Annotated in this window: 8 protein-coding genes; 2 read left to right on the top strand and 6 right to left on the bottom strand. The window is 40.8% G+C overall.

Annotated features, from left to right (window positions below):
* Window positions 1-121 precede the first annotated feature (121 nt).
* From H6G96_RS09605 to scyA, 5 genes are all read right to left on the bottom strand, one after another.
* Window positions 122-1528, bottom strand: coding sequence for a ScyD/ScyE family protein (locus H6G96_RS09605; RefSeq protein ID WP_190911238.1), 1407 nt, complete (start codon window positions 1526-1528; stop codon window positions 122-124).
* 120 nt (window positions 1529-1648) lie between these two features.
* Complete coding sequence (locus H6G96_RS09610; RefSeq protein WP_190911239.1) at window positions 1649-2908, bottom strand: ScyD/ScyE family protein; 1260 nt, start codon at window positions 2906-2908, stop codon at window positions 1649-1651.
* Window positions 2909-3024: 116 nt separating this feature from the next.
* Complete coding sequence (gene scyC, locus H6G96_RS09615) at window positions 3025-3993, bottom strand: scytonemin biosynthesis cyclase/decarboxylase ScyC (RefSeq protein WP_190911240.1); 969 nt, start codon at window positions 3991-3993, stop codon at window positions 3025-3027.
* Window positions 3994-4018: 25 nt separating this feature from the next.
* Entirely contained in the window at window positions 4019-5080 is a 1062-nt protein-coding gene (gene scyB, locus H6G96_RS09620; protein WP_190911241.1) for a tryptophan dehydrogenase ScyB, read from the bottom strand.
* A gap of 308 nt (window positions 5081-5388) precedes the next feature.
* Window positions 5389-7275: a scytonemin biosynthesis protein ScyA gene (gene scyA / locus H6G96_RS09625; protein ID WP_190911242.1), complete on the bottom strand. Its 1887-nt coding sequence runs from the start codon at window positions 7273-7275 to the stop codon at window positions 5389-5391.
* 1664 nt (window positions 7276-8939) lie between these two features.
* On the opposite strand from scyA, the gene H6G96_RS09630 reads away from it, so the two are divergent.
* Window positions 8940-10919 (top strand): scytonemin biosynthesis sensor histidine kinase, encoded by a 1980-nt coding sequence (locus H6G96_RS09630; protein WP_190911243.1) that lies wholly within the window; start codon window positions 8940-8942, stop codon window positions 10917-10919.
* Window positions 10920-11056: 137 nt separating this feature from the next.
* Window positions 11057-12052, top strand: a complete 996-nt coding sequence (locus tag H6G96_RS41220) for a response regulator (RefSeq protein ID WP_347242206.1) — start codon at window positions 11057-11059, stop codon at window positions 12050-12052.
* Window positions 12053-12119: 67 nt separating this feature from the next.
* On the opposite strand, the gene H6G96_RS09645 is transcribed toward H6G96_RS41220, so the two are convergent.
* Entirely contained in the window at window positions 12120-13322 is a 1203-nt protein-coding gene (locus tag H6G96_RS09645; protein WP_190911244.1) for an AAA family ATPase, read from the bottom strand.
* Window positions 13323-13476: the final 154 nt, after the last annotated feature.

Below are 13476 nucleotides of genomic sequence, written 5' to 3' on the forward strand. Positions count from 1 at the left end.
CCCAGTCCTAGTTCGGGAACCCTAATATTTGGGCTGCTGCCTCCTGTTTGAAATGCAACTTTCTGTGTGAGGCAGCAGCCTATTCTCTAACCATTACCTGGCAGAGCAAGGTAATGAGGAATTAGACAGTCTCTGCTTTGGGTAGTAACTCTTCACCCAACTTGTTTGGGCGTTTGCGCTTGGCGATCGCACTAGTTGCGCCTACACTAGCAAGTGCTAGTAAGCCAAGTAGTGAAGTAGGTTCGGGGACTTTTTGTGTAACAAGACCATCCACCCGAACAACCTGCCCGTTTTCTGGGCCGACACCACGGTTGGTAATATAAATTTTGCCGTCAGGGCCAATATCTATTCCATCAGCTGAATCTAATCCTTCACCTGCTGCAACGAGTGTTGTACGAGTACCATCAGGAGCAACTTGGATAAGAGAACCAGGTAGATTTGTAATGTCACCGTTTAACTGGGACTCGTCACTGAACTGTAAGACCAGCAAATTGCCGTTCTCATCAAAAGTTAAGTCAGTGATGTGCGTAAACCCATCTAGAAAAACCTCTGGGTTGCCATCCTCGCCGATGCGGAAGATCCGCGATTCATTTTCTGGATATGGAAAGCCCGTATATTCACCAACGTAGAAAGCTCCATCGGGACCAATTGCACCACCTGTTGGTACTGATTGAAGCGCTATATTTCCTCCAGGAAGTTGTTCTACTAACCCTGGAAGTAATTCTACTAGGTCTGGAGGTAACTCTTGCCCTGGTGGTGCAGATGGCAACACTGAGGCACTAACGATTTTCTTAGGAATTGCGATCGCTTCAGAGTCACTGCCATCAAGTTTAATTCTGTAAGCAGCGTTTCCACCTCCATCAACGACATAAGCAGTATCGCCACCGATAGTCAGATCGTAGGGATTGGTAACTACATCTTGACCATCTGGATTGTTGGTAATTTCATACTTGCCAAAGTCGAAAATACTGTTGAGAGAACCGGTATTCAGGTCAACTTTGTATAGTTGTGCTAAATTCGGGGCATTCAAAACTTTATCGGGTGCGGATGGCGGAAAAACTTTAAGTTGCGTTTCTGGGAGAGGGAATTTAGAACCAAGTTCAAGTGTTTCTTTATCGCGGTTTCCAGGATATCCAGCAAACCCAGTTAAAAGATAAGCATTTCCCAAAGAGTCGAATTGCAGGTCTTGAATACCAGCTCCTTGGTTGCCAGAGGGTTGTTCTGCGACAGACTGAAAGTTAGTGAGTAAACGCGTTTTGGTACCGTCTGGTGAGACTTTAACGAGTGAACCACTATTGCCTGCACAAAGAGGCTGAAATATTGCACTTGGAGATGGCTGGCAATTCCCGTTTCCTCCTATACCTGGCTCTGCTACGTATAGACTTCCATCAGGGCCAAAGCTATTAGCCCGTGCATTACTGATTCCATCGACAATTGTCGTTAGTGTTGCAGCTTGTACAGATGGCGTTCCACAAATAGCAGCAAAACAAAATGTAAGAGATGTAAGAGCAAATGACTTGAGTTTCATACCTTTGGAGATTGAGAGTTAAATAAGTGGAAACTTTTATGGTTTTAAAGACAACGAATCCCAGTCTTTGAAGAACGCAGGATTGGTTTGAAACTCTTGACTTGAGCGCCACGGCTCCATTTATGGGAGGTTTGGTAGCTTTCTCTTCTTGTGCAACCAACCAACGCCGAAAGCACCGATCGCTAATATGCCTAAAGCAGAACTCGGTTCAGGGACAGATTTGATATTTTCAATTCTGAGAACTTGTCCAAGTCCTGGGCGATCGCCTCGGTTTGTGACATATACTGCACCATCAGCACCAATAGTCAAGGCGCTAGGTGACTCTAATCCATTCCCACTCAGAAGAGTTGTGCGTGTCCCATCGGCAGCTATTTTGATGACAGAACCATCAAAATCACCCTTCCAAGCTGACTGATTGGCGTACTGCAAAGCATACAAATTGCCCTCAGTATCAAATTCCAAGTCTGTGAGTTGGGTAAAACCATCGGCGAAGACTGATGGATTGCCATCAGCACCGACTCGATAGATTTTTGCCTCATCCTCTGGGAAGGGAAAACCTGTAAATTGGCTGATGTAATAAGCGCCATCAGGGCCTTTAGTCACACTTGAGGGTACTGGTTGACTCGCAAACTGCGATCGCACCTCTTCACCTTGAGATGGCACTTGTGCCGGTTCATTGGATGGTGTACCGGAGGGTGGAAAAACTGGATTAGTCAAGATGTCTTGGGGAAACGCAACTATCGCCTGCAAATTACTACCATCAGCGTTAACACTGAGTAAGTTGTTTGCACCTGCATCAACTGCAACTAACTTATTGCCATCTATTGCAAAACCCAAGGGATTGCTACCGACATCACCACCATCAGGATTGTTGGCGAGTTCATAGTTAGCTAAATCGGCAATACTCGCCCAGGAATTGGTATTAAAATCAGCAGCGATAATTTTACCGAGGTCAGTTTCACCTAAATTGCGATCGCGAAAGACTGGATTAGCCCCATACCCAATCAGAACATAAGGTTTACCTTGAGCATCAAATTTGATGTCACGGGGCCCGGCGGCTCCAGTACCATCTGGTAATGCTAAGGAAGGAAGTCCTGTAAGTATGCGTTCGGTCTTACCATTCTCAATTTTGGTAACTGCGCCACTTGTGCCATAGCATAAAGAATCGCCTTGACCGCTTGCTGGTGGAACACAAGCTCCACTTCCCCCTATTCCCGCCTCTGTAACATAGAGATTACCATCAGGGCTAAAGCTCAAACCTCCGGCATTATATAAACCATCGGCGATTACTGAAAATGATGCAGCTGAGGCAACTTTCATTCCAGAAAAAGCGGCAACACAAAAAGTGAGGATAGTAATGGTAAGTTGTTTCAGTTTCATGTGTTGCAATAGGGCTGATCGTGGGGAATTTAGGGGTGAGTTTTAAACGCAGAGTAACGCTGTAGACGCTTTTGCGGCTTGCCGCAGGCTGGGAAGCGCAGAGGAACGCTGAGGTTTTAGTTGGTAACTAATGCTTCTGGAGTTTTTGGTAGATAGCTCATTCCTCGGTCAAATGATTTGAGGTTTCCAGCTTTGGCTTCGAGTAAACGTTTGATGTTCATGCTCTCAGCGCCAAAGTCTTCAATTTGAAGTTTGCCGTGAGTAACAGTTCCATCTGTTTTCCAGAATGTGATCCGATGCAGGATGAAACCTGAAGCTTCGGGGTCAGCGAATGCATAAGCGGTTGGGATGAGTAACGCTACAGAACGCTGATAATATTCGTAGTCTGGATAAAAGTGTTCTTGTTCAAGTAAGTAGTATTTGCTCAGACTATGAACCCGAACGGAAACTTTTACCTTCTGGTCATATTCGTCTTTGAATTCACCTGAATCAGAGGTAATATCACCATTTGGGCGAAGTAAATGTGCCCACTCATCTATGTTTCGTAGGTCTTTTAAGTATTCAATGCCGATTTCAATTGGGGCATCAACATAGATGGTATCTGTATCGATAAAGTGGCGACCTTTGGCTGCTGAGGTTAGACCAGCCTTGCGTTCCAAATTACCTTTTAGAGAACGACACTCGGAAGTATGTACCGTGTGAATTCCCTGCATAATCATCTGAGTTTGTCGTTTTGGATCGACAAAGCTCAACCAGTGAAAGTATACACCTTTTTCATCTGTTCCCGGCTCAATGTAATCTGTTGGAAACAGCAAAACAGGGTAAACCTGAAAATATTTCTGATACTCTAATCCACAGTGCCACTCAATGCCGTAGAAAAGCGGGTTCTCTAATTTTTTAACGTGATAATAGAGGTTTTTGTGATAACCAGATGCAGTTCCGAGCCAAGTATCTTCGTCAACTTGCTCTTTCATCCGGCTATAAAGAGTCCATTCGTCTAAGTTTTTTAAACTACAAAGATACTCAAAGGCGTTCTCTGGTGAAGTAGCAATGTAAGCTGATGTTGCAAATGTATTTTTTTCCACTTATCACTCCTTAAGATAATAACAATTAAGCTGCGATCGCCTGAGTCTTCTTTCGTTTACCGTTCTGAATACGGTCTTCTGCTAATTGTTTAGCAGCATCGTTGGTAGTAATTTCCTGCTCTTTAGAAATATTAAAAATTGCTAGGAGTGTGTCATAAATGTTATGCACTTGCTTGAAAGCTTTTTCTTCGTCATAGCCAATCATTTCGTTGTAAACATTGATTAGCCCTCCGGCATTAATTACATAATCAGGACTGTAAAGAATCCCTTTTTTGGCAAGCATTTGACTATGTAGTTGCTCATTCTCCAACTGATTGTTAGCTGCACCAGCAATAATGGAAGCTTTTAAGAAAGGAATTGTATGACTATTAAGAATTCCTCCTAGAGCGCAAGGAGCAAAGATATCTACATCAAGAGAGTAAATTTCAGCTGGTTCTACAATAGTTGCGCCAAAAAGCCGTTTTGCCTCTTCCGTTTTTACTGGATCTATATCGCTAACAAAAAGCTTGATATCATGCTCATGTAAGTGCTGGCAAAGGTTTTTACCTACATTTCCTAGACCTTGAACTGCAACTTTCATGCCATCAAGTCTTTGACTTTGCCAACGAGACTCCACAGCAGCTTTAATTCCTAGAAAAACTCCTAGTGATGTTATGGGAGCAGGCCCACCAGATTTTTCTGATACCCCAACTACATATTTCGTTTCTTGGCTGATTGTCCGTACATCATCAGGAGTAATATTGACATCTTGACCAGTAATAAAACGCCCATTCAAACTGTCAACAAAACGTCCGTAGGCTCTTAACAGATCATCTGTTTTATTTTCAGGATTAGCGATAATGACTGCCTTTCCGCCACCAGCCGGAATGTTAGCACAGGCAGCTTTATATGTCATACCACGACTAAGACGAAGTGCGTCTTTTAAAGCAGCTTCTTCGTTGACATAAGGTAAAATTCTTGTAGCTCCCATAGCTGGGCCCAAAGTTGTGTCATGGATAGCAATAATCGCCTTAATTTCGGGATTTCTACCATGACAAAAGAGAACTTGTTCGTGGCCCATTTCTCTAACAGTTTCAAATAGCAGCATTTTCACCTCTCGATATTGTTTGGAATTGGTTAGAGAAAGTAATTAACATTACAAAATGTAAAGATATAGACACAAAAACCTTCTCAAATATTAAGATTGGATGAAGTTAGGAAAATACTTAGGGTTTAAAAATCAAAAATTTTAAATTCCAGTTGATTAGGTGTAGTTTTTTTGCTGGAATAAAATTTTGCCGCTTCTAAATTCATCCTTGGTCTTTTACTCAATAGACGAATCAAAACTGGATTGTAAAGTCCGTCTTGTTGAGATGTTTCAGTGTCTATATTGAAGGAAATTGTCAGGTTTTAGAATTAAACCATTGGAAATGAAACTTGCTTTGCTCCATTTTTAGCTGCACTTGATTTAACTCCTTGTGCCGCCAAACTTTTATTACGTGCCCCAGAAGGTGCTGGTCGATCAGCGTCAATCACTACATCAATCAGAAAGGGAACAGTTGATGCCATCGCTTGTTGTAATGCTGCTTCGATATCTGACTCTTTGATGACTACGATCGCTTCTGCTCCCATACCACGAGCAATCATGGCAAAGTTTGTTGGTGGAAGCGTTGCATCTGCGCCCTTTAATCCCAAGATTTTCATCCCTTGATGGCACATGTTGTAACGCGCATCGTTGAGGACAATCCAAATCGCAGGAATTTTGTATTTCACGGCTGTGCTGATTTCGTTATTCATCAGCATTGCACCATCGCCTACAATCCCTACAGCTTTGCCATTGTTCGCCACTGCTGCACCCAACACTCCTGTAACGGCGTGACCCATTGCGCCGACTCCGGTGCTGACTCGGTAACGATTGGCTTCGGAAAATTGGAGTAGATGAGTTGACCAAGTAAAGGAGTTACCACACTCCGCCATGACTACAGCATCGCTATCTTCAACAATTATCTTTTGAATAGCTGCCATCAATACTTCTGGCCGCACTGGATAATCTACCTCTGGAGCAGGTTCAATTGCTTTGTGTTCTGGACGAGGTAGTGACAAAGTCGTGGAATCAGGAGCATCCGGTAACTGCTGCAATAACTCTTCCACAAAAGCTTTGATATCAGACCGAACCCCGAAAGTTTCAACGTGTGGATAGGCTACACCTGGCACTTCGGGATCAATATCTACATGAACAAAACCTTCTTTCGGAACTAGCGCCGAACTCCAGAAGGAAGTCGGTTCACCAAGGCGGGTTCCTAATACGAGTGTGCGTAGTGGAGGTTGTTGTTCCATATAAGTTAAGACGGAAGCATGACCGCCTAAACCTGTGACACCCACAAACTGGGGATGATCTTCGGGGAAGATACCTTTACCACGGGGTGAACACATGACGGCTGCTCCCGTTCTTTCAGCGAGTTCAATGATTTCTTCTGCTGCGTCACGCGCACCGAAACCAACCCAGATGGCAAAGGGACCAGATGATAATAACTCTACAGATTTAGCGATCGCTTCTTTTGAAGCAGTCATCGGGAACGGAGAAACATCTAGTTGAGGTAAAGCTATATTCTCAACTAAACTTGTTTGCACAGCCGTGGGAACACTCAAATGAGCGACAAATCCGCCTGGTTGCGCCATAGCCAAAGCAAGTTTGCGAAAAATCTGCGGTAGTTGAGCCGCAGATTCAATCGTGATTGCATAGTTAAATAGCGCTCCTGAGGTAAAAATTCCTCCACTTGGCAATGTGTAAGTGCTGGTTTCTTGAATTGCCCAACGTCCACGCTGTGGTGCTGAGGTGCAAGCTGAGAGCAAAATTACCTTTGCACCTTCACCACGAGCCGCGAATAATCCGGTGAGGGCGTTGGTGATCCCCGGCCCTGCTGTGGTAAAAACTACAGTGGGGCGATTATTGGCAAAGTATGCTTCGGTGGCTGCAAATGCTGCTCCTGCTTCATGGCGGAAGTTCAATACATTAATAGTACTATTGGACAGCGCACCCCAAAGGCTTGCCATCGCACCACCAGCAACACCAAAAGCATTATTTACCCCTAAATTTACCAACATCTGAGCGATCGCATCGGCAACTGAGAGGGCTGGAGGTGTTTCATCATTTAAAAAAGGCTCAATTTCCACATTCTTCTGCGATTCATCAAGCTGATGCGAAGCGTCAGATACAGATTCTACATATCTGTTTGCTGGAAATTCTTTGTATGGCTCAGTGGTGACTAGAGGAGAGTGTGAACCAGTATAGTTTTGACTCATTAGTTTTACGTAATTACATAAAGTTAAACAAAAGCTCTTTAGTTTACGATCACAGCGCTAAAATATTTTATACAAACAACCCTGTTGTTTTTAACGACTATGACAGAGCTTGGTCGTTCGTAGAAACAGTTGATTACTGCTGATTGATGCTTGTGAGCGCAGTAACAAAAAATTTTTACCAGAAGCATACAGCAATCAATACTGTGCTTCTTGTCACCACAATAGAAGAGATAAAGACTGTTGTGCAATCAAAAATCCTTTGATGGGGGTGTCAAATCTTTCGCTTCTACTACATGACTACAGTGCTTAAGTAGGTCGGTAGGGGAAAACTAAACCATGTAGAAGGTATGCAAACAAGCAAATAAGCTTAATTCAAGCCTTTCTCATAAACTTTACAAAATTTAATATAGTTAAGTTTAATAACGCCGATTTAATTAATGAGGCGCTTGGAGAGGTATTTGTTTTGTGATTGCTACTACGAACAAAACCTATTTGCAATGACAAATCTTTTGATGAGGCTGTTAATTCTTTTGCTTTTATCGTGATTGCGACATTTCCAACTTAGATATTTTGAAACATTGATATACTGCGTAGGCGTAGCCCGCCGTAGGCATCGCCGCTAAGATACATTACCAAATTTACAATAGACAATTTTTTGATCTAGTTGTCAATTCTTTTGCTTCTAGATTCCCCCCCCAACTTACGCCACTTGCTACAACCGGGAGAACCTTCAAACTCCTCTTTTTAAGAGGGTTGGGGGATCTCTTGTAGGGTAAGCCTTATAAGTCTTTCAGTCTTACTGTGAAGAAGTTAACTTGTAATGCTAAAGACATAATAACTTAACTTTTATCTTTCTTTTGAGAGATTGCTAAAAACTAAATACTTCTATTGCTTGATAAAATTTATCAGATTTTGATGTGAAATATAGCATGAGCACCGTACCTTATCAAAAAAAATGTTTTTTATGTAACAAAAAAATACAAAATACACGTAAAATAACTGTGATATCTCTAATACAAATGTATTTCTGAGGACGGATGACCAATCATATTCTTCTATAGTTAAATTCCTGAGAGAGTAGGTTAAGATAATTTAAGAAAATAAATTGATGAATAAAATTTGTTCATTTAAGCCAAGCCCAGCACTGCAAATTGATTTATGCTGATAATCAAACGACTCTACACCAGTAGTTCGCCAAAGTCCTTAGTTGCGGAAAGGTTAAAGGATAAAAATTCGTATCCTTTAACCTTTCCTAGCTCAAAACCCAGCAATTTTAGGTTGGTGCATTAGCTAGCTTTGGTGCAGGTCTAGTTTAAATGTAAGATATATTTTCTATTTTATAGATTAAGAGTTTTGAACTCTTATCTAATAAGATTTATCGACTAATCTAGATTTGATTTGTCTAAAGTTTGTGTAACTATAAAAAACTGTTTAGGTAAATAATAAATTTTGAATATTTTAGTTTTTTTTTAGGAGAATTTAGTTTAATAATTCACTATTTATTGGTATGATAAGTTTTGTGAACCTGATTAGTAATATTTTTTAATTTACTAACTAATCTTATTTTTTAATAGCCTAACGGTGTCCTAAAGATTTTAGTAAGTTATGACTATTAACTCGTTAATGGCTATGGTACTGATTGATTACCAGGAGGAAGTAGGAATATGAATTCTGGCGACTATACATTAGCTAGATCAAAGAATCAATCGGTACTACAACCAGAAGTAGAGATGAAGTTTGCTCACTTCCTAATAAATCACTCTGTAGATGCTGCTTTCTGTTTAGGAGAAAACGCACAGTTTCTCTACGTCAACGATGCCACTTGCCGGATGACTGAGTATTCCCGTGAGGAATTACTTTCCATGAGGCTGCATGATATAGACGTAGATTTTTCTCTACACAATTGGTCAGATATTAGCTCACAGAGTTCCCTTACCTTTAAATCTCGCTACCGGGCAAAAGGAGGTCGGATATTTCTAGCAGAAATATCCATTAGTCATGTAAAACAACAAAATATGGAATTTGGCTGTGCTTTTGCTCGTGAGATAAGTGATGAAATAGTAGAACTGAGCGTGCAAAAGTGGACTGATGAATTAAGGGATGCTAAAGACAATTTGCAACAGGAATTTTATCAACTCAAGGCAAAAGAAGTAGAACTAGAAACATCTCTTTCTTTACTTCGTTCTACTCTCGAATCTACTGCAATTGGTATTGTTGCAGTTAACTTCGAAGGAGATATTCTGAGCTTAAATCAGAAATTTGTCGATATGTGGCAAATACCAGAATCCCTAATACTATCTAAAAAATGTCCTCGATGTAAAGCTTTTTTTGAGAACCAACTTAAAGATCCACAAGCTTTTAGTCGACTGATTTGGGAAGTATCTAGCCAATCTGATTTCGAGAGCTACGACATTCTAGAGTTGAAAGATGGGAGAGTTTTTGCACATTACTCTAAGCCCCACTTATTGGAAGGGACAATTATTGGTAGAGTATGGAGCATTTGGGACATTACTGAATCGAAACGGACTGAAGAAGCATTACGGCTGAACGCAGTTAGATTTCGGACTTTAGCAGAAACGACAGATACCAGCACTTTTTTGATTCAAGGTGCGCGGCTTTGCTATATAAATCCAGCAGTAGAGCAACTTACTGGCTACACAAAAGAGGAACTATTAACAGGCTTTGATATTCGCCGACTGATTAAAAGTAAAAAACGCAGACAAATACGTAAGCAGGGTGAAGCAGCTAACTTTGAATATCAAGAGATGAGTATTCTGACAAAAAACGGCACAGAGCGCTGGCTAGCTTGTGCGGTTGTAATGCTAGATGGAGGGCTAGATTTTGGTGGAAAACCAGTAGAAATGGTTGCAGGCATAGATATTACCGATTACAAATATGCAGAATTAGGTCTTAACCAAGCTTTAGAACAAGCAAAACAACTTAGCGAACTTAGAGCGCGTTTTCTTTCTATGGTCTGCCATCAATTCCGGACACCATTGAATATTGTTTCATTTTCTAATAGTTTACTAAAGGAAGAAGTAGACAAACGTACACAAAAGAAAATACAACCACTACTGGATCACATTCAAAAAGCTACCGAACAACTCAGCCAGATGTTGGATGATATTTTGTTCTTCTCTAAAGCAGAAGCAGCAAAAATAAACTGTGAACCAAAACCACTTGAGTTAGTTCAATTCTGTAATGATGTAGTTACACAAATGCAGATGAGTGTTCGCCAAATTCCGATTAATTTTGTAAGTCAAGATAACTCTTTAACAGCCTGCATTGATAAAAAACTCTTAGAGCCGATTTTAAATAATTTGCTCGACAATGCAATCAAGTATTCTCCCTCTAATATTGCAATTGATTTTAAACTTTCTTGCAAAAATGAGAAAGTAATTTTTCAGGTCAAAGATAAAGGGATCGGTATTTCAGTTGCAGATCAACAACGAATATTTGAGCCATTTTACCGTGGTAGTAATATTGATAGTATACCTGGTACTGGATTAGGGTTATCGATCCTTAAAACCCTTGTAGATTTACATCACGGTCAAGTCTCTGTAGAAAGTCAAGTTGGTGCAGGCACTACGTTTACCGTAATGTTGCCATTAAGCAAATCAGAGTTTAATAGTTCCGAGTTATGAGTGTTGAAATTAAAATAGTTGTTAATTAGTACTTAACAATCATAACTCTCGGAACGAAGTCATTTATCTCATGCCTATTTACATACTCACCAAAGAGTATAGTAAGCAGCTTCTGCAAAAAGTTATGGTAATAAAAAATTATGTACGAATCTCCAAAGAAAATTCTCGTTATTGAAGATGATAACGTTACCCGCAATCTTTACTTAAAAGGTCTTGAGGCTAAAGGTTTTGATACGATAGGTGCTAACAACGGTGTTGCTGGTATCCAACAAGCACAAGAGCATATACCCGACTTAGTGATTTGCGATATCACGATGCCAGATATGGATGGTTATAACGTTTTAACTACGCTACGCCAAGATCCCCTTACAGGAATTATTCCCTTCATTTTTTTGACTGGCAGTAGTACTAAAGCAGATGTTCGCAAAGCTATGGAATTGGGAGCAGACGACTATCTTACCAAACCCTCTACACTAGATGAATTGCTCAGAGCGATCGCTATTCGCTTGCAAAAGCAAGCTACTCTCCAATACTGGTGGGCTATGAAATCTGAGAAAGCTCCAAAATCAGTATTTGCAGATAATACTACAGCGATCGTTGGAGGTGTTAACGTTAGTGTTGGCAATAGCGTTGGCGTTGGCGAAGCCTCTGGTACAGAAGCCTCTCGTAGAGAAGCGGTAGCGACGTTAGGAGCGTCAGCCTCTGGTACAGAAACCTCTACTAGAGAAGCCCCTGATACAGAAATCATGATCCCTCCTAAGTCAATCTTTCCCTACATTCCCCAATTAAAAGAAGTTTTCGACTTTATCGAAGCCCATTATCATCAAGGAATTACTTTGTGTGATGTGGCTGTTGCTGTTGGTTACTCACCTGCTTACTTAACTAACCGAGTAGCAAAGCAGACAGGAGAGACTGTAAACTGCTGGATTGTCAAACGCCGGATGGCGGGAGCTCGTTTTCTACTCCAAAATGATGATCAGACAGTCGAGAAGATAGCGAAAGCATTGGGCTATCAGGATGTGTCTCATTTCTCTCGCCAGTTTCGCCAACATCACGGTTTACCTCCCCAAGCTTGGCGCAAAGAGCATCAACTTGTATCGCAAAAACAGGTAAAATTTTGGCAAAATTGCTGAAATCAGGTTCAAGCAGTGTTTATATTCCTATTATCCCTTAGCTTCGGAGTGTAACCAGTTACCCAATTCAAATAAATAGCTGCGTAAACTCATACATTAAATCCACCCTACCCTTACGTAACATGGCTGGATCTAATCTTTCAGTAGTGTTGCAAGTCATCAAGACAACTAATCGTTGCTGCATCTGAATCCCAGACTCATCAATTACACTTTGATACAAAGTGCCATCCAGTAAACTCAGAATGTGTTCGGTTTTGTTATTGTATTGAGCTACCTCGGAAGCACGATTTTGCGCTAGATTATCAGCTTCGTTAATAACGATACAAATACGCTCTATATAAGTCGGTGGGACAAAGTTAGCGATCGCATCATGATCTAAAATAAAAATTACATACCCTAAAGGTACAAGAATTTCTTTTGCTACTGCCTGTGTCCAGACCGTTTTACCAGTACCTGGTTGTCCATGTACAACAACTGCTAACTGGTTTTGATTAAGAATCGCTTGTTGTACAGAATCAGTAAAACTTTGGATATCTGCCGGAAATGTGCGAATGGGGAATTGACTGTGAACCTTGCCTACACGACTTTGATATCCACTCAACATAACTGCTAAGTCGTAAGTCGCTTTGTTAATTAGCGGCGCTAGATTTTTCGCCATTATAGTATATTGTCGTCGCCCGCGATCATAAGGATCAATTTGCAACCAAACGTCATTCTTCGACCAGTAAGCATAAACAGTATTGATAACATCTAAACGTTCCCAGTTAACAAATTTATCTATAGGAAAATAAAAATCTCTTTCTGAGTAATACTGGGTAATAATATCGGGATTACCCAACACACGTAAAACTCGTAATACAGTAATTTCTTGCAGTCGGTTAAGAACGTAGTCAATGGGGATACTACTACGGCTGACAAATTGAACGATTGGCGTTTCCGTACTCAAAACATCTTTGTAGCGATGATCCGGTGATTGAGGATCTGGTGTGATGTAATTCCAAAACTTTTCAACTTCGTAGCGGGTATTATCAGATACAACATTTAATAAATTAGCCCACCAAGCATAATTATTTCGTCCCAAAACATCAGCAACATTACTTGCTAAATTCAAACTTTTTTGAGTTAATTCGCGGGAGTCACTATACAACAGTTGCCACAAAAACCCCCAATCTAATTCTCGGTTAAACGGTCGCCAACCGCTAGCAAGCAAGCTTTGCCGGGTATTATTTGTAGGAGTGCCTTCATTACTTCTAAAATAGTCAAAATCCATATTTGTCAGTTGTGCAGCATTAATCGAGTTATTTTGTGTTAAGTAAGAGATTTTAAAAAATTTTCTCGTAAGATCAACTAATTACGTACAAATGGTAATTTTAGTTTCACAGTGCGGTAATGGCTAGGAAGTCTTTTTAATTTAACTCATCATT

This window comes from Nostoc sp. FACHB-892, from assembly GCF_014698795.1.
Taxonomy (GTDB): Bacteria; Cyanobacteriota; Cyanobacteriia; order Cyanobacteriales; family Nostocaceae; genus Nostoc.